This is a genomic window from Saezia sanguinis, from assembly GCF_003991585.1.
Lineage (GTDB): Bacteria > Pseudomonadota > Gammaproteobacteria > Burkholderiales > Burkholderiaceae_C > Saezia > Saezia sanguinis.
In genome coordinates this window covers 700,401-723,102 of sequence record NZ_PQSP01000001.1, presented here as the reverse complement: position 1 = coordinate 723,102, position 22,702 = coordinate 700,401, and the positions used below count along the sequence as shown (strand labels likewise).

The 22,702-nt window shown below is 52.8% G+C and carries 21 protein-coding genes; 7 read left to right on the top strand and 14 right to left on the bottom strand.

All coding sequences use genetic code 11. From position 1 onward, the window contains the following. Positions 1–109: 109 nt before the first annotated feature. Positions 110–2,119 (top strand): elongation factor G, encoded by a 2,010-nt coding sequence (fusA, locus tag CUZ56_RS03290; RefSeq protein WP_126978148.1) that lies wholly within the window; start codon positions 110–112, stop codon positions 2,117–2,119. An 86-nt stretch (positions 2,120–2,205) separates the two neighbouring features. Here fusA and CUZ56_RS03285 read toward each other — a convergent pair whose 3' ends face one another. The 6 genes from CUZ56_RS03285 to CUZ56_RS03260 form a co-directional block, all read right to left on the bottom strand. Beyond that, positions 2,206–2,457 (bottom strand): hypothetical protein, encoded by a 252-nt coding sequence (locus CUZ56_RS03285; RefSeq protein ID WP_126978146.1) that lies wholly within the window; start codon positions 2,455–2,457, stop codon positions 2,206–2,208. Positions 2,458–2,598: 141 nt separating this feature from the next. Next, complete coding sequence (locus tag CUZ56_RS03280) at positions 2,599–3,402, bottom strand: ferritin-like domain-containing protein (RefSeq protein WP_126978562.1); 804 nt, start codon at positions 3,400–3,402, stop codon at positions 2,599–2,601. 167 nt (positions 3,403–3,569) lie between these two features. Next, positions 3,570–4,832, bottom strand: a complete 1,263-nt coding sequence (mltB, locus tag CUZ56_RS03275) for a lytic murein transglycosylase B (protein WP_126978144.1) — start codon at positions 4,830–4,832, stop codon at positions 3,570–3,572. 50 nt (positions 4,833–4,882) lie between these two features. Further along, positions 4,883–6,928 (bottom strand): transglutaminase family protein, encoded by a 2,046-nt coding sequence (locus CUZ56_RS03270; protein ID WP_162615238.1) that lies wholly within the window; start codon positions 6,926–6,928, stop codon positions 4,883–4,885. A gap of 4 nt (positions 6,929–6,932) precedes the next feature. Continuing rightward, a complete protein-coding gene (locus CUZ56_RS03265) occupies positions 6,933–7,910 on the bottom strand; it encodes a DUF58 domain-containing protein (RefSeq protein WP_126978140.1) in 978 nt (325 codons plus the stop codon). Between the two features lie 53 nt (positions 7,911–7,963). Next, the gene (locus CUZ56_RS03260) at positions 7,964–8,890 is read right to left on the bottom strand and encodes an AAA family ATPase (protein WP_126978138.1); all 927 of its coding nucleotides are present in this window, start codon (positions 8,888–8,890) and stop codon (positions 7,964–7,966) included. Positions 8,891–9,023: 133 nt separating this feature from the next. Between CUZ56_RS03260 and CUZ56_RS03255 the strand changes: the two genes are divergently transcribed. Next, the gene (locus CUZ56_RS03255) at positions 9,024–9,932 is read left to right on the top strand and encodes a histone deacetylase family protein (RefSeq protein ID WP_239441992.1); all 909 of its coding nucleotides are present in this window, start codon (positions 9,024–9,026) and stop codon (positions 9,930–9,932) included. An 87-nt stretch (positions 9,933–10,019) separates the two neighbouring features. On the opposite strand, the gene CUZ56_RS03250 is transcribed toward CUZ56_RS03255, so the two are convergent. Together CUZ56_RS03250 and CUZ56_RS03245 are read right to left on the bottom strand one after the other, a co-directional pair. Continuing rightward, complete coding sequence (locus tag CUZ56_RS03250; RefSeq protein ID WP_126978134.1) at positions 10,020–10,373, bottom strand: hypothetical protein; 354 nt, start codon at positions 10,371–10,373, stop codon at positions 10,020–10,022. A gap of 134 nt (positions 10,374–10,507) precedes the next feature. Next, on the bottom strand, positions 10,508–10,963 hold the full coding sequence (locus CUZ56_RS03245) for a PACE efflux transporter (RefSeq protein WP_239441990.1): 456 nt from the start codon (positions 10,961–10,963) through the stop codon (positions 10,508–10,510). 165 nt (positions 10,964–11,128) lie between these two features. On the opposite strand from CUZ56_RS03245, the gene CUZ56_RS03240 reads away from it, so the two are divergent. The 5 genes from CUZ56_RS03240 (at position 11,129) to CUZ56_RS03220 (ending at position 15,116) form a co-directional block, all read left to right on the top strand. After that, positions 11,129–12,331, top strand: coding sequence for a PA0069 family radical SAM protein (locus CUZ56_RS03240; RefSeq protein ID WP_126978132.1), 1,203 nt, complete (start codon positions 11,129–11,131; stop codon positions 12,329–12,331). 129 nt (positions 12,332–12,460) lie between these two features. Next, positions 12,461–12,973 carry a GNAT family N-acetyltransferase gene (locus CUZ56_RS03235; protein WP_162615237.1) on the top strand — a complete coding sequence of 171 codons (513 nt, stop codon included), beginning with the start codon at positions 12,461–12,463 and terminating at the stop codon, positions 12,971–12,973. A gap of 146 nt (positions 12,974–13,119) precedes the next feature. After that, positions 13,120–13,989, top strand: a complete 870-nt coding sequence (locus tag CUZ56_RS03230) for an undecaprenyl-diphosphate phosphatase (RefSeq protein ID WP_126978130.1) — start codon at positions 13,120–13,122, stop codon at positions 13,987–13,989. A 175-nt stretch (positions 13,990–14,164) separates the two neighbouring features. Then, positions 14,165–14,734 (top strand): TetR/AcrR family transcriptional regulator, encoded by a 570-nt coding sequence (locus CUZ56_RS03225; RefSeq protein ID WP_204250806.1) that lies wholly within the window; start codon positions 14,165–14,167, stop codon positions 14,732–14,734. Between the two features lie 31 nt (positions 14,735–14,765). Further along, a complete protein-coding gene (locus CUZ56_RS03220) occupies positions 14,766–15,116 on the top strand; it encodes a TIGR04076 family protein (protein WP_126978128.1) in 351 nt (116 codons plus the stop codon). A 75-nt stretch (positions 15,117–15,191) separates the two neighbouring features. On the opposite strand, the gene trmB is transcribed toward CUZ56_RS03220, so the two are convergent. The 6 genes from trmB to CUZ56_RS03190 form a co-directional block, all read right to left on the bottom strand. Continuing rightward, positions 15,192–15,953 carry a tRNA (guanosine(46)-N7)-methyltransferase TrmB gene (trmB, locus tag CUZ56_RS03215; RefSeq protein ID WP_126978127.1) on the bottom strand — a complete coding sequence of 254 codons (762 nt, stop codon included), beginning with the start codon at positions 15,951–15,953 and terminating at the stop codon, positions 15,192–15,194. Between the two features lie 95 nt (positions 15,954–16,048). Next, on the bottom strand, positions 16,049–17,188 hold the full coding sequence (gene dnaJ / locus CUZ56_RS03210) for a molecular chaperone DnaJ (protein ID WP_126978126.1): 1,140 nt from the start codon (positions 17,186–17,188) through the stop codon (positions 16,049–16,051). 105 nt (positions 17,189–17,293) lie between these two features. Beyond that, complete coding sequence (gene dnaK, locus CUZ56_RS03205) at positions 17,294–19,243, bottom strand: molecular chaperone DnaK (RefSeq protein ID WP_126978125.1); 1,950 nt, start codon at positions 19,241–19,243, stop codon at positions 17,294–17,296. 99 nt (positions 19,244–19,342) lie between these two features. Next, the gene (grpE, locus tag CUZ56_RS03200) at positions 19,343–19,915 is read right to left on the bottom strand and encodes a nucleotide exchange factor GrpE (RefSeq protein ID WP_126978124.1); all 573 of its coding nucleotides are present in this window, start codon (positions 19,913–19,915) and stop codon (positions 19,343–19,345) included. Between the two features lie 278 nt (positions 19,916–20,193). Then, positions 20,194–21,006, bottom strand: a complete 813-nt coding sequence (locus tag CUZ56_RS03195) for an oxygen-binding di-iron domain-containing protein (RefSeq protein WP_126978123.1) — start codon at positions 21,004–21,006, stop codon at positions 20,194–20,196. Positions 21,007–21,192: 186 nt separating this feature from the next. Further along, positions 21,193–22,698, bottom strand: a complete 1,506-nt coding sequence (locus CUZ56_RS03190) for a helicase HerA-like domain-containing protein (protein ID WP_126978121.1) — start codon at positions 22,696–22,698, stop codon at positions 21,193–21,195. Positions 22,699–22,702: the final 4 nt, after the last annotated feature.

Sequence of the window (22,702 nt, the reverse complement as noted above, 5' to 3'; positions counted from 1 at the left end):
CTTTGGTGATTCTGAAGGTCAACCGACAGACTTTCAGATTCAACACCATGCCAGCGGCACGCAAATACGGTAGTGCCTGGCAGCAGTGTGATAACCAAGGGGTAAAACCATGAGAAACCGAATTCGTAACATTGGCATCATCGCGCACGTGGATGCAGGCAAAACCACCACGGCAGAGCGCATTCTGTATTACACCGGCAAAAACTACCGCATGGGCAATACGCATGCGGGCGATACCACGCTGGACTATGACGAGCAGGAACGCAAGCGCGGAATCACGATCAACAGCGCGGCAACCACCGTGTTCTGGCGTGAGCATCCGATCAATATCATCGACACACCGGGACACATTGATTTCAATATTGAGGTCAAGCGTTCGCTGCGCGTGCTTGATGGTGCCGTTGTTGTTTTTGACGGCGTTGCGGGTGTGGAGCCGCAAACCGAAACCAACTGGCGCCTGGCCGATCAGTACCATGTGCCGCGTATTGCGCTGGTGAACAAGCTGGACCGCACCGGGGCCGATTTTGCCCGTGTGGTGGAGATGATCCGTGAGCGGCTGGATGTGGTGCCTTTGGTGCTGTATCTGCCAATCGGCTCAGAAGGCGAATTCCACGGTGTGGTCGACCTGTTGCAGCAGCGTGCGCTGTACTGGGTATCGTCATCGGGCGAGGCGTATCAGGTGGCCGATATTCCGGTTGAAATGGCAGATACTGCACAACAGTGGCGCAGCAAAATGGTTGAACTGGCGGTTGAGCAGGACGATGCCTTATTGGCGCGCTGGCTGGATGGTGCCGAGCCCTCGGTTGAGGAACTGCGTGCCTGTATTCGCCGTGGCACCATTGCCGGTGCGTTTGTGCCGGTACTGGCCGCATCAGCCTATCGCAGTTATGGCATAGAGCCGTTGCTGGATGCTGTGGTGGATTATCTGCCTGCGCCCGCTGAGGTGCAAAACCCGGTCGACTCTGACCCGGATGCACCGCTGGTGGCGTTGCTGTTCAAGGTAATTGCCGATCAGCATGGGCAGCTTTCGTTCCTGCGCGTTTACCGTGGGCAATTGCACGCGGGTGATACGGTGCTGAATGCGACAACGGGCAAGCGGGAGCGCATTTCGCGCCTGTATGAAATGCATGCAGACCAGAGGAATGAGGTCAAGCTGGCACAGGCCGGTGATATCGTGGCGGTGATGGGCATCAAGGATGCTGTGACCGGGCATACCCTGTCTGATCCGGCACACCCGGTGGTGCTGGAGCAGATTGTGGCCGCGGATCCGGTGATCGACATTGCGATTGAACCGAAAAAGCAGGCAGACCAGCAACGTCTGGGGCTGGCATTGCAGGCCCTGGTGCGTGAAGACCCCAGCCTGCATGTGCGGCAGGATAGCGACAGCGGGCAGATCATTCTGTCCGGCATGGGTGAACTGCAACTGGATGTGCGGCTGGAGGATCTGCGCCAGCGGTTTAATGTGGAAGTGAATACCGGCAGGCCGCAGGTGGCTTACCGGGAAACAATCACAAAGACCGTGGAAGAACGTTACCTGCATAAAAAGCAGAGTGGTGGCCCCGGACAGTATGCCGAAGTGGTGCTGCGGCTGGAGCCTTTGCCTGAAGGGCAGGGCATTCAGTTTGAAAGCAAAATTGTCGGTGGTGCTGTGCCGCGTGAATATATACCTGGTGTGCAGGCCGGTGTACGCCGTGCGGCGCAGGCCGGTGTGCTGGGGCATTTCCCCTGTGTGGATATCAGGGTCACGCTGCTGGATGGCAGCTACCATGAGCAGGACTCGTCTGTCATGGCGTTTGAACAGGCTGCGGTAGCGGCTTTTCAGGCGGCTGTGCGCAAGGCGGGCCCTGTGGTGCTGGAACCGTTGATGCGGGTGCAGGTGCATACACCTGCGGCTGCACTGGGCGACAGCATTGGTGATCTGAGCCGGCGGCGTGGCATCATCCATGCGCAGGATGTACAGGGCCAGTTCTGCGTGGTTGAAGCCAGCGTGCCTTTGCAGGAAATGTTCGGCTATATTGGTACTTTGCGTGCACTCACTTCAGGGCGGGGCAGTTTCAATATGCAGTTTGAACGTTATGCACAGGCACCTGACGCTGTTGCCATGCGGCTGGCAGCCTAGCCAACATGAACAGGCGAACTTCGGTTCGCCTGTTTTTTTTTGGCAACATAATCTAAGACTATACAAATCAATCGGTCAGGCGCAGATTATTTTTTGGTTTTTTGATGTTGTTTGTCTTGCTGCTGTTTTATCTGCTGGTATCTATTTCTGGGCATGCAATAGGCAGCGCATTTGTTTTCAATCGCCTGTGACTGCTTCAGCAGGTCTTTTTTAAGCGCTGGGTCATCTGTTTTGGCAGCCATGGCTTCCAACTGGTCGCACGTCTGGTAAGAGCCTTCTGCAGCCAGCCATAACCTGATGCTGTCAATCATTTCGTGATCAAAGTCCGGGGCAGGCATGTTGAACGCTTCCGTATATACACGGATGAGCTCGTTCAGAAGAAGATCTTTTTCGGCACAAAGCAGTAATAACCGTTGTGCAACTTAAAGGTATTTTTGTCGCAGTTCTTCCATGTCATGGGGCTTTGCAGATGAATGTAGTTAGGAAGAGGTATTCAATGCAGCCAGCTCCTGTGCAGTAAAACCGGCTTTGTGGCGCGCGGCTTCATTGAGCGGCGGCTTGATGCGCGGTGCGTGGTACTGTTCCAGCAGGCTGGCGTAATGTGTTTGCGGGTCAAACCCCTGTTGCCCGCACAGCCAGTGGTACCAACGGTTGCCAAAGGTTACGTGGCCGATTTCATCGCGGATGATGATGTCCAGAATCGCCACGGCATTATGGTCGCCTACCTGGCGCAGTTTTTCCTGAATGCCGGGGGTGACATCCAGCCCGCGGGCTTCCATGGTGCGTGGAATCAGCGCCATGCGGGCACATAAATCGGTACTGGTTTTTTCGACCATGTTCCACAGGCCGTCATGTGCGTCAAAGTCGCCATAGTGATAACCGAGCTGTTCCAGGTGTTCACGCATCAGGTTAAAGTGCAGTACCTCTTCATAGGCGACCTGCCACCAGTCGCGGTAATATGGTTCGGGCATATCGGGGAAACGCCACACCGCATCCAGCGCCAGATTGATGGCGTTGAATTCAATGTGTGTTAGTGCGTGGATCAGCGCAGCGCGGCCCTGTGGCGTGTTCGGGCTGCGTCTGGGCACATCTTTGGGCGGCAGGAGCCTAGGCAGGTCAGGCCTGCCCGGCATGGGTGCGCTGGCCGAGGGGGTAATTGACAGTTCTGCGCCGGATACTCTTTGCTGGAAATCCGTTTGTGTGTAGTATGAAATGACCGCGTTGCTTTTTTCTGCCGGGGTGCATATACATAAGGCGTGAAGCGCTGCTTCGCGCAGGTTCATACTGGAAATGGTATGTTGCATTGGACCCTATGGATTATCTGTTTTGAATGGCATTGTCTATCATATCGGGGATGGCCGTCAATTCGGCATGGCCGAGATGGGGCAATGCACCTTCTGCCATTTTTACCTCATGTTTGCTTCACGTATACGCTGACAACAGAGGAGGTTTAATGGGGTACAGCAACTTTGGACGGCATGTTGCCAGCGTATGCTTTGGCAATGGCATTGCCCATTTCCACAACCACCATGGCGTAAAAGCTGGAGCGGTTGTAGCGGGTGATAACAAAAAAGTTCTGTGTTCCTGCGATGTAATCCGGTGGCAGATCGGTGCCGTTTTCCAGTGCAATGAAAGCCAGTTTGGTATGGGTCATATCCATATTTTCGTTAGCGCTGGCATCGACGAGCACACCATGCTGCTCAAGCTCTTGAATGGTGAAGGTGGGCACAATGTCGGGCTTCAGCAGTGCTTCAAGGCTTTCTTGTGAAGTTTCCTGGAACAAAATGGGCAGGGTGGGCGGCAGGCCTCTTTGCCAGCCGTGTGCAGCCAGATAGTTGGCGACACTGCCGATGATATCGGGGGCGCTGTTGTGCAGGTCAATTTTGCCGTCACCATCGAAGTCTACGCCGTAATTGAGCAGGCTGGAAGGCATGAACTGCGGCATGCCCATGGCACCGGCGTAGGAGCCGCGTACGCTTAACGGAGGTACGTTTTCACGTGCAGTGAATACAAGGTAGTATGCAAGCTCGCTGGCAAAATAATCGGTACGGTCGCTGCGGCCTTGTGGAAAGTCAAAGGCCAGTGTGGCCAGCGCGTCGATAATGCGGTGGTTGCCGGTAAACTGCCCGAATACGGTTTCCACACCCAGAATACCCATCACAATGTCTGCCGGTACGCCATAGGTGGCTTCGGCGCGTTCCAGCCATTCGTGGTTCTGGCGCCAGAATTTAACACCGGCCTGAATCCGGTTGGTTTGAATAAAACGCCCTTTGAAATTCTGCCAGTTGCGTGTGCCGGAAGGCTGCGGCATGATGAACTTGGCCGTGGATGCCTGGTATTGTGCCTGCCCCAGGGTATCAAGCACCCATGCCAGATCCAGGTTGTGGCAAGCGGAAACCTGTTGGGCAAAAGCTTTGACATCGGCACGCTCTTTATAGTTGCCTGGTGTGGTCAGCGCTGTTTCGGGCTTGGTCTCGCGAATCAGGTCGCCCAGCGTTTCGCACGGGTCAGGCTGGGGCGGGGTGATGTGCGCTGCTTCCAGAATTTCATCGGCCGTGTTTTGCTCAGCAGGTGCAGGGGTATGGTTTTGTGCCAGTTCTTCAGATGATGCGACAGGAGCCGTATTTTCACAACTGGCCAGCAACACCATGCAACTGATGCTGGCCGTACAAACGATCATGCGGGCAAGAGAGCGGGAAAAAGAAGCTGTCATAAGGATGATGGTATCTGTTGAAGCGGTATATATAAAGATGTCTTATTGTGTCATGAAATATGGAATCGATGAACTTCCCGTATGACCTCTTTGAGAGAATGGTGTTGAGAAGCGGAGGGGGCGTAGCGCAGTTTTTCCAACCGCAGCAGCAGATGCTGTGCCTGCTGCAATTTGGGTTGCTGTGCGGCAGAGCTCGCCAGTTGTTTTGCCAGGGTTCTGGGGGCGGTTGTCGCATCGGACGGAAAGCCGGCCTTTTGCAGCTTTTGCCGCAGCACAGCATAAGCTTTCAGCCAGTGGTCTTTAGTGCGGTTTTTCCACCTGATGATCAGCAGCAGCACCAGCAGAACAGCGCCGGTTATGCCTAATAGTATTTTCACCAGGGTGCCCCAGGAGGCGTTTTTAATGCCCAGCCGCGACAGCAGGTCAATGCCTGCATCGACCGAATAGGCCAGCACCCATTGGTTCCAGTAGTTTTCCAGTGCATCCCAGCGCATCAGCAATTTGTCAATGAACGGCAGATTGGCGAACGACAGGTTGCCTGCGTTTTCATCGGTTAAAAACAGACTGCCGTTGTTGATGCGGTACGGTGCAATGGCTGATGTGGGATCAATGCGGATCCAGCCTTCCCCTGGCTGCCATATTTCGGTCCAGGCATGGGCGTTGCTCTGGCGGACAATCCAGTAGCTGTCGATGAAATTGGGCTCGGCTCCCTGGTAGCCGGTTACAATGCGGGCTGGAATGTTCAGCGCACGCATCAACACCACAAATGCCGATGCATAGTGCTCACAAAAACCGGCGCGATAGTCAAACCAGAGTTGGTCTGCTGCGGTTGCCGCTGTGTAGCCGGCTGGCGGTTGCAAGGTATAGTGAAAGTTTTCCTGGCGAATGTAGTTCAGCAGCCATTGTGCCTTGCCGCGTGGATCAAGGGCAGCGAAGGACGGGTCCTGCATCAGCTGCTTGGCCCAATCCTGTGTTCTGGGGTTGCTTTGCGAAGGCAGAAGCGTTTCTATATACAGGGCATTGGGTGGCGTATTGCTGCCTAAGCGGTAGTTGAAATAAGCCGTTGCATCGTAACGAATGCGGTCCGAGATGATTCTGCCCACAGCCCATTGGCCGCCGTATCCTATTTGGGCCCGGTTGCTGTTGAGTGCAGGTGCGCCTTGCGGGGGCGTCAGATCCAGCGTGAAAAGCCAGTTCTGGTTGGTTGTTTCCTGTGTAATCTCATAGTGAACTGCCGGGCCGGAAAAGGTGAAATAGGCTTCCTTTTCTTCTGCCGACAGCATGTTGTGCATCGGTATATCGCGTGCACGCCAGACACGCCCGTCAAAAAGAGAAAGCACAGGACCACGAAAATAGAGATCTTTTTGGGCAGGCGCGTTGCCCTCAAACTTGACGCGAAAAGCAATGGCCTGATTTTGTACCAGCTCTGATATGCTGTTGATGGACAGTTCATCTGAAACGCCGGTTTTCGCCACATTGGGGTCTGGTAACGCCCATAGCGGGTCCAGGCGCGGAAATGTTAAAAATAGAATGACCATGAAGGGCGTACCCCAAAGCATCAGGCGCAATGCAATGCGGATAGAGTCTTTGAGCGGCGGATACCCGGCTGGCATATGGGCGTTGATCAGTGCGGCCATTAATGCAGTCAGCGAGATCAGCATGCATAGGGCAATCAGGATGTTCTGAGACTCGAAAAAGCTCATCATGATCAGGAAAAAGCCCAGATAAAAAATAATCAGGGCATCGCGCCGGGCTCTGAGTTCCAGTGTTTTCAGCGAAACCAGCATGACCAGCAGCGTACCGCCTGCCTGTGGGCCGGCAATGGTTTTGTAACTGATCAGCGTGGCGCCGACAAAAAATACCAGCAAGGAGATTTTGATCAACAGCCCCGGTAACTTGGCAGTGCCTCTGGTCAACCAGGCGCGCCAAAGCAGGGTCAGGCAGGTGAGTACAGAGGCCCAGATCGGCAGGTAAAAAAAGTGCGGCAGCAAAATAAACAACAAGGTGCCCAGAATGAACAGAGTATCACGCTGCTCGCGTGGCATTTTGGCGGCACTGATGGCTTTAAATGAAAATGGAGAGGATGTCTTTGCCATGGTCCTACCCCTCATCCGGCATGTTGGGCTGCGTTTGGGGGCGCTGGTACAGTGCCAGTTCGCGCAAACAGCGCAATTGATGTGCTTCGCCGGTTGCCGGTGGAATGCGCAGGTTGCCCAGTTGCAGCCCATAAGCAATGCCCAGCCCATGCGCCTGCAGTACCCATGTGGTCAGGCGGGAAAGCTGTGCTTCCAGCATGCTCAGCCGGGTGGATTGCAGACTCAGCCACAATTCATTGCTTTCAAAAGAAGCGGTTTGCCGGCTAACCAGTTCGCCGCTGGCCAGCACTTTTTTCCACACAATGCGCTTGAGCGGATCGCCAGGTTGATAGGGCCGCGTGCCATCGTATTCGTCACCTACCCATTTTTGGGCGGTATTTTGCCCGGGAGACTGTTCATGCAACTGGTTGGTCGGCAATACGGGGGCTTTGATTTCAGCGGCCGGGTATACAAGGCCGGCGGCGGCAGGTTGCCATACACTCCAGGTACGGAAAACACCCATTGGAAAACGGGTCAGGATAGCAAGCTGGGGAACGCCCAACCAGCCCCGCTCATTTGCCATGACAGAAAGTGTGATGGTCGCTGTTTCGTTGGCAGGAATGTCAGTCCATGTCCACTCATTTTTTTCATAGCGCAGTCCATAAACATCAATGGCCAGCCCAATACCGTAATGCGCCCGTTTGTCCGGGTTGTCAATGACGACTGTGAACTGCAGATTCTGCCCGGCAAAGGTCGGGGTGATGCCGCGCATGCCCAGGGACAGGTTGCGCAGGGTGCGGTAAGCCGTAAATACGCTGGCCGCCGCTGCGCCGGTAATTAAAAACGTCAGTGCATACCCCAGGTTCAACTGGAAGTTGATGCTGGTGACCAGCAGCAGCAATAAAGTGGCCAGCAGCATGAAGCCTGCGCGGGTTGGCAACACATAAATGTTACGCAGGCGCAGATGATGGCTGGGTGTTGCTTGGCGTGGTCTATGCGGCATAATGAACGTGTTGCATGAATTCCCGGTTAGCAAAGAGAGAAGGGCAAGGCGCCTTACCTGATCGGAATAGACTGCATCATGGCCTGTATCTGCTCAATGGAGCCGCGTGAAGCACCGGCAATCGGCAGCAGGCGATGTGAGGCACAGCAGGGGAAAATATTCTGCACGTCTTCGGGCACTACATAACTGCGCCCTGCCAGCATGGCTTTGGTTCTGGCTGCCCGCAATATGGCCAGCACCGCGCGCGGGCTTAATCCTTGCACGAACCATTGCCCGGAACGGGTGGCTTCGGTCAGATCCAGCAGGTATTCCAGCAAAGGAGGCGCGACCTCAACCTTGTCAATGAACCGCTGCACTATCAGCAATTCTTCTGTGTTCAGTGCGGCAGGCAACTGGTTGATCAGTTTACGGCGGTCTGTTCCTGTCAACAGGTCAATCTCGGCCGCGCGGCTGGGGTAACCCAGAGAGATTTTCATCAGAAAACGGTCTAGCTGGGACTCTGGCAGCGGGTAGGTGCCAACCTGTTCCTGCGGGTTCTGGGTGGCAATCACAAAGAACGGGCTGGGCAGTGGCCGTGTCTGCCCTTCAATACTGACCTGCCGCTCTTCCATCGCTTCCAACAGGGCGCTTTGTGTTTTAGGGCTGGCCCGGTTGATTTCATCAGCCAGCAACACCTGTGAAAAGACCGGACCGGGGTGGAACACGAAGGATTCATTGGTGCGGTCGTAAATGGAAACGCCAGTCAGGTCAGAAGGCATCAGATCCGAAGTAAACTGAACGCGGGAAAAATGCAGCCCGAAACTGTGCGCCAAAGCCTGTGCCAGGGTTGTTTTACCTACACCCGGTACATCTTCAATCAACAAATGTCCGCCGGCAAGCAGGCACACAACACTATTGGCAACTTGCTGTTGTTTTCCGATAATAATGGTATTGAGTTGTTGTAACAGCGTTTTTAATTTATTGGGAATGTCTGTGCTCATGATATATTTGTGATAAAGCAATTCGCTTAGTATAAAAAAGTATTATTATTAATATAATAAATAATGCGCATTTAAAAGAAAATTAAATATGACAACAGGATATTTCTCCCACCCTGATTGTTGGAGACACGAGATGGGATCGGGACATCCAGAATGCCCGGAGCGCCTGGATGCCATTGAAGACAGACTGATCGCCAGCGGACTGGCGGACTTTCTGGAGCGCCGCAGTGCCGATCTGGCAAGCGATAATGCTTTGATGATGGCGCATTCTGCTGCTTATCTTGCATGGTTAAAAAGTGAACATGAGCTTTTGCTCGAAGAGTACGCTGCAGGCGGGCCGAGTTACCGGTATGTTGACCCGGATACCACCATTAACCAGTATACCTTACAAGCCATCAGACGTTCAGCCGGCATGTCGATAGCTGCGACCGAGGCGGTTTTTTCCGGGGAACTGAACAATGCGTTTTGTGCGGTGCGTCCGCCAGGACACCATGCTGAGCGTGCCCGGGCGCATGGTTTTTGTTTTGTCTGCAATGTGGCTCTGGCGGCTCTTTTTGCATTGGATGTGCTGGGGTTGCAGCGTGTAGCGGTGGTGGATTTTGACGTACACCATGGCAATGGAACCGAGGATATTCTGGCCGGTGATGAACGAGCCCTGATGGTCAGTTTCTTTCAGCATCCTTTTTTCCCGCATATGGGCGTGCCGCCCAAAGCCGATAACATGATCAATATACCGGTAGAGCACTACACCAAAGGGGAGGCTATCCGTGATATTGTGCAGGAAAAGTGGCTGCCGGCGCTGGACCGGTTTGAACCCCAGATGATCTTCATTTCAGCCGGCTTTGATGCCCACCGCGAAGATGACATGGGGCAAATCGGTTTGGTGGAAAATGATTACGCCTGGATAACAAGCCAGTTGATGCAGGTGGCCGACAGACATGCCGGGGGCAAGATTGTTTCCTGCCTGGAGGGGGGGTACGACCTTTCCGCCCTGGGACGCAGTGTGGAAGCACATATCCGTACGCTGGCAGGGCTGGACTGAATCCGTTATGGCCCAAGCATCATGCGAGCTTATTGATTAGTCGGTATGCACCACAAACGGACGTTGTTGCCAGTTCCCTGTTCCATTTTATCCAATGTCCGCAATTGCACGATAGGCGTTTTGTTCAAATGCCTGCATACTGTAGCGCTTAATCGATTCTCGGGTATAGCGCCCATCTGGGATACCTGCCAGTTCCCAGTTATTCATATTCAGGCCAATTTCCTGAATGACAGCAACAGCTTGGTCCGCGCTTAATCTGGGGGTTGTGTCTTCCCGGTCCAGTTTCTGATTATGATAGTGCCTGATGACCGTCGAAGTTGTGCCGTTAAATCTGCCCAGGCGCCAGACAGCGGCCACCCGGTCTGGGAAAGCGGCCTGCAGGCTGCTGATGTCGATGGGGGTGGGTATGGAGCCGCGATAACGAACAAAAGCATTGCTCAAAGAACTGCAGAGTAAAAGGAAGCCAAACAGGATTAAGAGTTTTTTGTGCATATTTTCCGTTTATCACTCATTTTTCTCATTAGCCACTATGTATAAACCATCGCTTGTTTGACTGGTTTTGCCGGGCCGGGCAGCTATAGCGATGTAACAGGCTGGGCAGAACGGGGAAGCCCTACAACACGGTCAAATCCCCAGTTGAAAATAAACGTATAAACCATAAAGAAAATCATCAGTCCGATTTCGGCTATGAACGCCGCTGTCAGTGATATGTGAAACCACCAGGCCATCAATGGTACCAGTGTGGCAACTAGCCCCAGCTCAAAGCCAATGGCATGTGCAATACGTCGCTGCACACTGCGGCCCTTGACAGTTTGCCGTGCCTCCCAGTATTCAAACAGGGTGTTGTAGATGTAATTCCAGGTGATCGCAACCACTGAGGTGGATGCGGCATAGGCTGCTGAGCTGAAAACAGTTTCATCAGTCAGAATCAGCGCGCCAATGGTAATTGCTGCAATGGCAAAGGCCTCATAGATGCTTACCTGCAAAGCACGGCGCAACCAGGGGTTCAGGGTAGATATTTTCAACGTCACAGAGAGAGATTTTTAAACGACTTTGCACTATAAATCAAATCGTTTACCAGAGGGCGCAGCATGCCATTGAGCTGCTGTGATCAGCATACCGGTCTGTCGCGATGATTCAGATGGGATTAAACATGATATACTGTATAAATATACAGTATTTAATTGGCTGAAACCATGGCCCATTCTTCGGGATACAAGCAGGACAAATCCAAGTCTGCAACGCAAAATGCCTGTGGCGATGATGGCCTGGCTGTTCCCCTGCACCCTGTGTACCAGTTCAAAGGGCGCGGGGCGAACCTGCATATTGCGCATCGTTTCAGCAAAGATGAGCGCGAGGTGTACGACGACGGCTGGCAGGAGGCTGAGTCGGAAGATGAACGGCTTGCGCCGCCCGTCACGACAGTTCGTTATGAGCAGTCCAAAAGTGCTATTTTTTATAACGACTCACCTGACATTCCTTTTGACCGCTCCATCAACCCCTATCGCGGTTGTGAGCATGGCTGCATTTATTGTTATGCCAGGCCATACCATGCGTATCTGGACCTTTCGCCGGGGCTTGATTTTGAAACACAGATCATTGCCAGGGGCAATATTGCCGAGCTTTTCCGCAAGGAGCTGGCACGCCCCAAATATGCGGAGAATGTCCAGCCGATCGCGCTTGGGTCAATGACGGACTGTTACCAGCCGATGGAAAGAAAGCTCAAGCTCACAAGGCAGATCATTGAGGTTCTGCACGAAACGCAGCATCCCTTTTTTCTGATTACCAGAGGCAGTGCGGTTGAGCGGGATCTGGATCTGATTGCGCCGATGGCAAAGGCCAAATTGGCAGAAGTGTGCGTGACCATCACCACGCTGGACAGGCATCTGGCGCGTATTATGGAACCGCGTGCACCAACACCGCAAAGGCGTTTGCAAACCGTGGCTGCTCTGGCACAGGCGGGGGTTCCGGTCAGTGTCAGCATTGCGCCGCAGATTCCATTTTTAAACGACGATATGGAACAGGTCATTCAGGCCGCCGCACAGGCAGGAGCGACCAGCGCTTTTTACACCATCCTGCGGTTGTCATGGGAGTTAAAACCTTTATTTGAAAGCTGGTTGCAGCAGCATTATCCTGAACGTGCACAGCGCATCATGGACCGTATCCGCGATTTGCGGGGTGGAAAAACCAACGACAGCCGGTTTGGCGTGAGGATGCATGCTGAAGGTATCTGGGCTGATCTGATCCGGCAGCGTTTTTACAAGGCATTGCGGCAACATGGCATGAACCTGACCAGTGCCGGGCTGGATACCACCCGTTTCCAGCCCCCTGTATGGGTACAGAAAACCGCGCAAATGCCTTCCCGGCATGATGTGTTCCAGCCCGATCTGTTTGAGTAAGCATATTTGATGCTGCGACCTGAAAGCTGCTTATTTCCGGCACAGGTGGACGGGGTTCAAAAGAGGTGTGCCTCATCAAGAAAAGCCGATTGATAAAATGCCGGTATGGAAGCTATTCATATCAGGAACATGCAAGCGTCAGACCTGGAGGGAATTCTGACAATACAGGCACAATGCTATCAGGAGATAGTGCCTGAATCCAAAGTGTCGATACAAGCCAAGCTGGAGGCAAGTCCCCAAACCTGCTTCGTGGCTGATGATCCCGCGCGCGGCGTTGCCGGCTATATGCTTTCCATTCCCTGGCAGCGCCAGCAACCGCCTGAACTCGATGCACCGGCCTGCAAATTGCCAGCGCGGCCTAACTGTCTTTACCTGCATGATCTGGCAGTATCTCCCGCATATCGGGGCAGTGGTGTGGGCAAGCATCTGTTCAACGCCTTTCAAAAGGCGCTGGCGACAACCCATTTGCCATATGCCTGCCTGGTGGCAATTCAAAATTCAGCCTCTTACTGGCAAAAATACGGATTTACCCCGGTACAAATGAGTCCGGGGCTGCATGCCAGCGTTGCAACTTATGGCGGGCAGGCCCAATACATGGAATGGCATGCTGCGCGGAGCGTTGATCATTCGCTGGCTGTCTAACCCTGGAATTTGTCTTGTGTAGGATTTGTTGCATCAGGTCGTGCAGATGGAAGGTATGCACATTCCAATGACAGAAAAATGACACATGATCTGCTTGCAGGGTTGCTTGGGCAGTGCTTTTGCAGCACGGTATTGTGCGTGGCAGAATGGTCGCTCAAACCGCAAAACACAAGCAGGGAGTGGCAGTGATCAGTTGGTGGGAAGCGCTTATTTTAGGACTGGTACAGGGGCTGACCGAATTTTTGCCGATCTCATCCAGTGCGCATTTGCGAATTCTCGGTACTTTTCTGCCCTCTGCCACAGACCCGGGTGCCGCGTTTACCGCCATTACGCAAATAGGCACCGAGCTGGCGGTTCTGGTGTATTTTCGCCATGACATCTGGCGCTTGTTGATGGCTTGGTGTGCGTCGCTTGCGGGCAGGCGTTCATTCCAGGATTCCGATGTGCGCGTGTCTTGGCTGGTCATCATCGGTTCTATCCCTATCTGCGTACTGGGCCTGCTGTTCAGGCATGCCATTGAAACCTACCTGCGTAACCTTTACATCACGGCAACCATGCTGATTTTGTTTGCTATCTTGCTGGGTATTGCTGACCGCATTGGCAGTAAAAAACGCCCACTGAAGGAACTGGGCTGGACGCAGGGCATTCTGTACGGCTTGGCACAGGCGCTGGCACTGATTCCCGGAGTATCACGCTCAGGCGGTACCATCACGGCGGGGCTGCTGATGGGGTTTACGCGCGAGGCGGCAGCACGTTATTCATTCCTGCTGGCTATTCCGGCGGTGCTGGCTTCCGGTTTTTACCAGTTGTATGCCAGTTGGGGCGAGGCGGGGCCGGTGAGTGGCAGCGCGACCGTGCTGGCAACGGTGGTTGCGTTTGTGGTTGGGTATGGTGTGATTGTCGCTTTTATCCGGCTGGTTTCGCATTACAGCTATATGCCGTTTGTCTGGTACCGGCTGGCACTAGGGGCGCTGGTCTTTGTGCTGCTGGCCTGCGGCGTGATTGCTCCGCTTTAAAGCGAATGTACATGGCCTGCGTTATACGCTTGTTCTGCGGTGTCAGGGCAGAGAATATGTTTGAAACGCTTTGCCGGTTGAACTTGTTGATTGACAATTTTCAGTATTTTTATAAAATAATGACCAACTGGTCAGTCATTATTTTATTTGTATGGCAAAACGTGAACAACAGAAGATGCAAACAAGAGCCAGCCTGCTAAATGCGGCCGCTGCCTGTTTTGCAGAAAAAGGCTATTCAGGCTGCTCTGTTTCCGATATTGCGGCCCATGCGGGTGTCAGCAAAGGAAACCTGTATGTGCATTTTGAAAGCAAGGAAGAACTGTTCAAAACCATGATTCAGGATGAACATGGGCAAGGCGCAGATAAAGCCAGACAGGCCTCCCAATCATCGACATCGTTTCTCTCGAGCATCATTGCTCTGATGGCAGGCTGCATTCGGGATGTCGGGTTTCCGATCGACCACCGGTTGTGGGTGGAAATCCTTGCGGTGGCTGCGCGTGATGACTCCATACGCGAAGCTTTTGTTGCCAGCGATAAAGCCATGCGCAAGGTGTTTGTTGAGCTATTGGAAAAGGCGGGGCAGGCCGGTGAAATCGACAATACGCTTGATTTTGATGCCGTCTCGATATGGCTTTATGCACTGATAGACGGCTTGATTGCCCGAACGGCCGATGACGCTGAATTTGATTTTCAAAAACATCTGGGTGTTTTTGAAACCCTGGTCAGGCGTGCGCTGCGGCCTTGATCATAATGAAGAATCTGAAAAGGTAACCACGATGAACAAATGCAAAATCACCGTATTGAAAAAAACATTTGATAAAGAACTGGCTAACGAATACGGGACAGAAGGAATTGGCCCCTGCCCGATGCTGAAAGAAGGGCAGGAATTTCATGCGGACTACGCCTGCCCGGAAGGTTTTTGTAATGAGGCATGGAAGGCCATATACCAGTATGTGTTTGCACTGGCGCATGGCGTAGGGCAGGACAGCGGCCTTTTTTATTATGGCGACTGGATACGCAAGCCGGGTGTTGCCATTTGCAGTTGCAACGATGGTTTACGGCCGGTGATTTTTAAAATTGAGCAGACAAATCAAAAAGCCAGTATTGAATATACGCCGGTGGCATGAATTGACCATCGGTGGCGCTTGAATGGCGGGACACTTTGGTGTGCTTGCTATTTCGTAAGGGGGCTGCTGCTAAGGTCACACTTTGGCAAATACAATGTCCCACACACCATGCCCGAGCTTGAGCCCGCGGTTTTCAAACTTGGTCAGCGGCCGGTAATCGGGCTTGGGTGCATAGCCTGTTTCGCTGGTATTGCGCAGATCGGGCTCGCTGCTGAGCACTTCCAGTATCTGCTCGGCATAAGGCTGCCAGTCGGTGGCGCAATGAATGTAGCCACCAGCCTGCAGGCGCGAGGCCAGCAGTTTCACTAGCGGCGCCTGAATCAGGCGGCGTTTGTTGTGGCGTTTTTTATGCCAGGGGTCTGGGAAAAAAATGTGCACACCCGTCAGGCTTGCCGGTGCAATCATCTGCTCCAGCACTTCAACCGCGTCATGCTGTACGATGCGTACATTGGCAATTTGCTGCGTTTCCAGCCTGAGCATCAGTTTGCCGACGCCGGGGGGATGCACTTCGCAGGCAATGAAATTCACATCCGGTTTAACAGCCGCAATATGCGCCGTGGCTTCACCCATGCCAAAACCGATTTCAAGCACTTCAGGCGCTTTGCGGCCGAAAAGTTCGCTCCAATTTACGGCACAGTCCTGGTAAGGAACGATGTATTTGTCGCTGAGTTCACGGAATGCACGCGCCTGTCCCTCGGTGGTGCGGCCGGCACGCAGCACAAAAGAGCGGATACGGCGTGGATACGCAGTTTCAGAGACGGCAGGGGACTGGTTTTCCGAAGTATCTGCCGGGTCGTGTGCTGTATTTGCCATACTGGTATCAGAAGAAGTTGTCATGGGCATGTGAATGGGGAGAAGTGTCTTGTGCAGGTTGATCAGTCCATGTGAAAAAGGAGCACACAGGCTCCTTTAATCATGTGGTGGCTATTTTATTACACCTTGAGCTTCTGGAAAAAGTCTTTGACCTTGTCCGTCCACGACTTGGCCTGAGGCGAGTGCTTGTCTCCGCCAGCCTGCAGGCTTTCATCGAGCTGTTGCAGCAGCTTGCGCTGGCTCTCGGTAAGCCGCACCGGAACTTCCACTTCAATGTGGCAGTACAGGTCGCCAGGGTAACTGGCATGCACGCCTTTGATGCCTTTGCTTCTGAGTCTGAAAATTTTGTTGGTCTGTGTACCGGCCGGGATATCAATGCGCGCCGAGCCATTGAGCGTGGGCACTTCGATTTCGCCACCCAGCGCAGCAGTGGTCATTGTCACTGGAATTTTGCAGTGCAGGTCGTCGCCATCACGTTCAAAAATTTCATGCCGTTTCACACGGACTTCAATGTACAGGTCGCCTGCCGGGCCGCCATTGAGGCCAGGCTCACCGTTGCCTGCGGAACGGATACGCATGCCGTCATCAATCCCCTGCGGAATTTTGATTTCCAGTGTTTTGGTGGTTTTGTTGCGGCCTTGTCCATGGCAGTCAGGGCAGGGGTCGGAAATGACTTTCCCGGTACCGTGGCAGTGCGGGCAGGTCTGTTGCACACTGAAAAATCCCTGACTCATGCGCACAGCCCCCTGGCCGTGGCAGGTTGGGCATTCTTTCGGGCTGGTGCCTGCTTTGGCACCGCTGCCGTGGCAGGTGTCACAGGTATGCCAGGATGGCACCCGGATTTTCATTTCTTTGCCGTGGGCGGCCTCTTCAAGCGTCAGGTCGACTGCATAAGAGAGGTCGTTTCCACGATAAACATTGCTGGCGCCACCGCGTGAACGCTGTCCGAAAATATCGCCAAAGATATCTCCGAATGCATCGGCAAAACCGCCAAAGCCGGAAAAACCGTCGGCACCACCAAAACCGCCCTGACCATTGGCACCTGCGTGTCCGAACTGGTCATAAGCAGAGCGTTTCTGGGCGTCAGACAACACGGCATAGGCCTCGTTGACTTCCTTGAATTTCTCTTCCGCTTCTTTGTTGTCAGGATTGCGGTCAGGGTGAAACTTCATCGCCAGCTTGCGATAGGACTTTTTAATTTCCTCTTCAGAAGCTGTCTTGGATACGCCCAATATTTCGTAATAATCACGCTTGGCCATGGTGTCAAACTAACAAAGATTCATGTAAAGACCCCGTGAGCTTTGCTACAGCACTCACGGGGGAGGGAGGAGAGTCAGTCATTTCGCATGAAATGATGTCTGAAATTACTTCTTGTCGCCATCCTTGACTTCGGTAAAGTCGGCATCCACCACATTGTCATCAGCCTTGGCCTGCTGTTGCTGGGCGCCATCGTCAGCAGCACCGGCCTGGCCTGCTGCACCGGCAGCAGCCTGAGCGTCAGCATACATCTTTTCGCCCAGCTTCTGGCTGGCAGTCATCAATTCCTGGGTTCTGGCTTCGATGGCGTCTTTATCTTCGCCTTCGAGTACACCTTCCAGCGCCTTGATGGCAGCTTCAATTTTTTCTTTTTCGGCTGCGTCCAGCTTGTCACCGTACTCGGTCAGACTCTTGCGAATCTGGTGCATCGTCGCTTCGCCCTGGTTACGGGCCTGTACCAGCTCCAGTTTTTTCTTGTCTTCAGCGGCATTCAGTTCAGCGTCTTTGACCATTTTCTGAATTTCGTCTTCGGACAGGCCGGAGTTGGCTCTGATGGTGATTTTGTTTTCTTTGCCGGTGGCTTTGTCTTTGGCGCTGACGTTCAAAATACCATTGGCGTCAATATCGAAAGTCACCTCAATCTGCGGCAGGCCGCGGGGAGCCGGTGCAATGCCTTCCAGGTTAAATTCGCCCAGCAGCTTGTTGCCTGCGGCCATTTCGCGCTCACCCTGATACACCTTGATGGTTACAGCAGGCTGATTATCTTCTGCCGTGCTGTAAGTCTGCGAGTGTTTGGTTGGGATGGTGGTATTTTTCTGGATCATTTTGGTCATGACACCGCCCAGGGTTTCAATACCCAAAGACAGCGGAGTCACGTCCAGCAGCAGCACGTCGGTGCGGTCACCCGCCAGCACAGAGCCCTGAATGGCTGCGCCCACGGCAACCGCTTCATCCGGGTTGACATCTTTACGCGGGTCTTTGCCGAAATATTCTTTGACTTTATCCTGTACTTTAGGCATACGGGTCATACCGCCGACCAAGATGACGTCGTTGATGTCGGAAATCTTGACGCCCGCATCTTTAATAGCGGTACGGCAGGGCACAATGCTGCGCTCAATCAGGTCTTCCACCAGTGCTTCCAGTTTGGCACGGGTGAGCTTGATGTTCATGTGCTTGGGGCCGGTTGCCGTAGCGGTGATGTAAGGCAGGTTGATTTCAGTCTGTTGGGTTGAAGAAAGCTCGATCTTGGCTTTTTCAGCCGCTTCCTTCAGCCGTTGCAGTGCCAGAATATCCTGGCTCAGGTCAATGGCCTGTTCTTTCTTGAATTCGCTGACCAGATAATCAATGATGCGCTGGTCAAAGTCTTCACCACCCAGGAATGTATCACCGTTGGTGGAAAGCACTTCAAACTGCTTTTCACCGTCCACATCCGCAATTTCAATGATGGAAATATCAAAAGTACCGCCACCCAGGTCGTATACCGCAATCTTGCGGTCGCCCTTGGTCTGTTTGTCCATACCGAACGCCAGCGCTGCTGCCGTAGGCTCGTTGATAATGCGTTTGACTTCCAGTCCGGCAATACGGCCGGCATCTTTGGTGGCCTGGCGCTGGGCGTCGTTAAAGTAAGCCGGAACCGTGATCACTGCTTCGGTAACGGTTTCTCCCAGGTAATCCTCAGCCGTTTTTTTCATTTTACGCAGGATTTCAGCGCTGATTTGCTGCGGTGCCAGTTTTTTACCGCTGATTTCAACCCAGGCGTCGCCATTGTCGGCAGCAACAATGGAGTAGGGCATCAGGTTCAGGTCTTTTTGCACCTCTGCATCGGTAAATTTACGGCCAATCAGGCGTTTGACGGCATATACCGTGTTTTTCGGGTTGGTCACCGCTTGGCGCTTGGCAGAAGCACCGACCAGAATTTCGCCATCGTCCTGATAGGCGATGACCGAAGGCGTTGTACGTGCACCTTCTGAGTTTTCAATGACTTTCGGGGTGGTGCCTTCCATGATGGCAACGCACGAGTTGGTGGTCCCCAAGTCAATACCAATGATTTTTCCCATGTTATTCTGCTCCTGATATTAAATAATTAACTGCAATGCAACTGTGGGCTTTTTACGATATTTCAAGGGCCGCAATTGCATTGAACATGTTTTCTGAACTTATTTTTTCGCCGCAACGATAACCATGGCCGGTCGCAGTGTGCGCTCTGCAATGGTGTAGCCTTTTTGCAGGGTTTCGACAATGGTGTTGGGCTCCTGCTCGGCGGGTACGACGGAAATGGCCTGGTGCACATTTGGGTCGAATTTATCTCCCACAACAGGAGCAACTTCAATGATCTTGTTGCGCTCAAAAGCGGCAGTCAACTGCTTGAGCGTGGTTTCGACGCCTTCTTTCAGGCTTTCATAAGTCTGGTTAGGGGTGTTCAGCGCCGCTTCTAGGCTGTCTCTGACCGGCAGCAGGTTTTCCGCAAAGCTTTCAATGGCAAATTTGCGTGCCTTGGACTCGTCTTCCACAGCTCTTCTGCGGGTATTTTCTGTTTCGGCTTTGGCTCTCAGGTAGGCGTCAGCCACTTCAGCATGTTTATGCTCCAGATCAGAATATTGCTGCTGCAACTGTGCAAGCAGTTCTTCCGGAGTTGAGTCTGGTAATAATGCTTCATCCTGAGGCTGGGTACCTTCGGAATTCTGGACCTCATCCATGCTTTGTTTTTCTTCTGGCGGGTGTTTAGTCATATTTTCATTACCTATTCAAATAAAAGTACTCACCGTAAATGGGGGTATTCAGGCTGAATTCAAGCCCCAAGGGAGAAAATAATAAAACAGAAGACATGGTTCTGTGCTGATCAAGGCGGGTGTATCGGACATACATTCCGATAGGCTGTATTTAAAACAATGCTGTGCCTTTGAACTTCACAAAATAAAAGGGTAAGTGCATCAGAACTTACCCTTTTATTCTATAAAACAACTGTTACTGTATTACGAGCCGGCAGCCATTTTATATATTTCAGCCATCAGACTGTTTTCATGTGTTCCAACGTATCATGAATCGTCGGAATGGTGTACAGGCTCTGGTCAATCAGATCGATACCGCACTGCAGGTTTTCAACCCAGTCAATGCAATCCTGCGCCACCACCGGGTCCAGCATGGGAGATCCGTGCTGTGGCACAATGGCCTTGATATCAAGCTTGCGGACCATGTTAGCCCACAGGCGGCAGGCCTTGTTGGACAGCATGTAGCGGCGATGGAAGCCTTCCATGTACTTGACATGATCTTTGAAGTTCGTCACAGGTTTGGCAGCGTCTTTGGTTGCTACCAGTGAAACGCCCAAGTCACCGCTGAACAGAATCTTGCTGATGGGGTCATAAAGCTGGAAGTTTCCTTCGCTGTGCAGGAAGTGCGCCGGAATAAATCCGTACTCAACGCCATCAATGTTGATCCAGGCACCTTCATCACCTAACGGAACAATACGTCCTGCGGTTTTCCCGGCCGGGCAGAAGTGCGGAACAAAACGTGCCCACAACTGGGAAATGATCAGCTTGGTTTCAGAGTTACTGAGCCAACGCGACAGCGAGGCCACAATATCCGGGTCCTGGTGCGAGGCAAAAATAGCCGAGAGCTTTTTCGGAGCGAAGTAATGGCTCATCTCCAGATAGAGCTCGTTATAGGTCATGACGCCACCCGGATCCAAAATGATGCCAGAGTCGCCGTTGATGATCAAAAACTGGTTAGCTTGAACGGCTTCGGCATCATGGTCAGTTTCGCTGACCAAATCGGAAAACATCAGAACTCGGTGGTGTCCGTTATCAAATATTAATTGTCCCATGGCTAGGTATGATCCATTTTGACTTGCAGTGTATGCAGTATATTATGAACAGGCATTATCTTCAACAGAGATGCCGCTGAATATAATTCAAAGCTAAGTTGAAGCCCCCCTATAGGCCGATTATCCATTGATATCGGCATATTTTATACATTTTCCAGTAATCGCAGGGGGGATAGGATAAATTCATTACTTTTTCCCACCCAGCAGTCCGCCTAAAATTCCTCGTAAAATCTTGCGTCCGGTATTGCTGCCAATACTGCGAGCAGCCGATTTGGCCGCGGTTTGCAGCATACCGTCACGATGTCCGCCACGTGGGCCCGTTGACCCAAAAATCAGATCTTTCAAAAGACTACCGCTTCCTTGATCAGCCGTTTGTTTAGATTCGGACGGCTTTGTCTGTCCTATATTATCACCGTTGTTCGTGCGTTGCTGCAATACCTCATAAGCCGATTCGCGGTCTAATGTTTTTTCATAAACGCCTGCAACGGGTGAATGCTGTATCAGTGCCTGCCGTTGTTCTGCTGTGACCGGGCCGATCTGGGTGCCTGGCGGAATGACAAAGGCACGCTGTGTCGGAATCGGCTGGCCTTTGGCACCCAGAAAGCTGATCAGCGCTTCACCGGTAGCCAGTTCAGTAATGGCTGTGGCAATGTTGAGATCAGGGTTGGTGGGCATGGTCTGGGCAATAGCCTTGACAGCCTTGTGGTCTCGCTCGCTGAAAGCGCGCAGTGCGTGCTGCACACGATTGCTGAGCTGCGCAAGCACGGTTTGCGGAATATCCAGCGGGTTCTGAGTAGCAAAATAAACACCGACGCCTTTGGAACGGATCAGCCGCACGACCAGTTCAATGCGCTCCAGCAGCACTTTGGAGGCATCTTTGAACAGAAGGTGCGCTTCATCAAAAAAGAACACCATTTTCGGTTTTTCCGGATCACCAACCTCGGGCAAATGTTCAAACAGGCTTGAGAGCAGCCACAGTAAAAATGCGGAATAAACCCGGGGTGAATTCATGAGTTTGTCTGCAGCGAGGATATTGATAACGCCTTTGCCATCAATGGTCTGCATCAGGTCGTCTATATTGAGCATGGGCTCACCAAAAAAATGGTCGCCCCCTTGCTCTTCCAGTTGCAGCAATGCGCGCTGAATCGTGCCGATACTCGCTGTGCTGATATTGCCATACTGGGTTGTAAACTGTTTGGCGTTATCTCCAACGTATTGAACCATGGTGCGCAGGTCTTTCATATCAAGCAGCAGCAGGTTGTTATCGTCGGCAATTTTGAAGACCAGTGTCAGTACGCCGGATTGGGTATCGTTGAGGTCCAGCATACGGGAGAGCAGCAGTGGCCCCATATCCGAGACTGTGGCGCGTACCGGGTGCCCCTGTTCACCAAATACATCCCACAGGGTTGTCGGGCAACTGAATGGTTCCACCGGTGTGATACCTCGTTCGGCCAACGTTGTTGCTAATTTGCTACTGATCTGGCCTGTCTGTGAGATTCCGGTCAGGTCGCCTTTGATATCAGTGGCGAAAACAGGCACGCCGATGCGCGAAAATTGTTCTGCCATGGCTTGCAGGGTCACCGTTTTACCGGTACCGGTGGCACCACTGATCAGGCCGTGCCGATTTGCCAGTGCGGGCAGCAGTTCGCAAACGTGAGTAGCATTACGGGCAATTTGAAGTGCTTGGGTCATTGTG

What these genes read in the sequence shown, in the direction of transcription:
- fusA (WP_126978148.1), top strand. Translation starts at nt 110, where the DNA reads ATGAGAAACCGAATTCGTAACATTGGCATCATCGCGCACGTGGATGCA.
- CUZ56_RS03285 (WP_126978146.1), bottom strand. Translation starts at nt 2,457, where the DNA reads ATGCCTGCCCCGGACTTTGATCACGAAATGATTGACAGCATCAGGTTA.
- CUZ56_RS03280 (WP_126978562.1), bottom strand. Translation starts at nt 3,402, where the DNA reads ATGAACCTGCGCGAAGCAGCGCTTCACGCCTTATGTATATGCACCCCG.
- mltB (WP_126978144.1), bottom strand. Translation starts at nt 4,832, where the DNA reads ATGACAGCTTCTTTTTCCCGCTCTCTTGCCCGCATGATCGTTTGTACG.
- CUZ56_RS03270 (WP_162615238.1), bottom strand. Translation starts at nt 6,928, where the DNA reads ATGGCAAAGACATCCTCTCCATTTTCATTTAAAGCCATCAGTGCCGCC.
- CUZ56_RS03265 (WP_126978140.1), bottom strand. Translation starts at nt 7,910, where the DNA reads ATGCCGCATAGACCACGCCAAGCAACACCCAGCCATCATCTGCGCCTG.
- CUZ56_RS03260 (WP_126978138.1), bottom strand. Translation starts at nt 8,890, where the DNA reads ATGAGCACAGACATTCCCAATAAATTAAAAACGCTGTTACAACAACTC.
- CUZ56_RS03255 (WP_239441992.1), top strand. Translation starts at nt 9,024, where the DNA reads ATGGGATCGGGACATCCAGAATGCCCGGAGCGCCTGGATGCCATTGAA.
- CUZ56_RS03240 (WP_126978132.1), top strand. Translation starts at nt 11,129, where the DNA reads ATGGCCCATTCTTCGGGATACAAGCAGGACAAATCCAAGTCTGCAACG.
- CUZ56_RS03235 (WP_162615237.1), top strand. Translation starts at nt 12,461, where the DNA reads ATGCAAGCGTCAGACCTGGAGGGAATTCTGACAATACAGGCACAATGC.
- CUZ56_RS03230 (WP_126978130.1), top strand. Translation starts at nt 13,120, where the DNA reads ATGGTCGCTCAAACCGCAAAACACAAGCAGGGAGTGGCAGTGATCAGT.
- CUZ56_RS03225 (WP_204250806.1), top strand. Translation starts at nt 14,165, where the DNA reads ATGCAAACAAGAGCCAGCCTGCTAAATGCGGCCGCTGCCTGTTTTGCA.
- CUZ56_RS03220 (WP_126978128.1), top strand. Translation starts at nt 14,766, where the DNA reads ATGAACAAATGCAAAATCACCGTATTGAAAAAAACATTTGATAAAGAA.
- trmB (WP_126978127.1), bottom strand. Translation starts at nt 15,953, where the DNA reads ATGACAACTTCTTCTGATACCAGTATGGCAAATACAGCACACGACCCG.
- dnaJ (WP_126978126.1), bottom strand. Translation starts at nt 17,188, where the DNA reads ATGGCCAAGCGTGATTATTACGAAATATTGGGCGTATCCAAGACAGCT.
- dnaK (WP_126978125.1), bottom strand. Translation starts at nt 19,243, where the DNA reads ATGGGAAAAATCATTGGTATTGACTTGGGGACCACCAACTCGTGCGTT.
- grpE (WP_126978124.1), bottom strand. Translation starts at nt 19,915, where the DNA reads ATGACTAAACACCCGCCAGAAGAAAAACAAAGCATGGATGAGGTCCAG.
- CUZ56_RS03195 (WP_126978123.1), bottom strand. Translation starts at nt 21,006, where the DNA reads ATGGGACAATTAATATTTGATAACGGACACCACCGAGTTCTGATGTTT.
- CUZ56_RS03190 (WP_126978121.1), bottom strand. Translation starts at nt 22,698, where the DNA reads ATGACCCAAGCACTTCAAATTGCCCGTAATGCTACTCACGTTTGCGAA.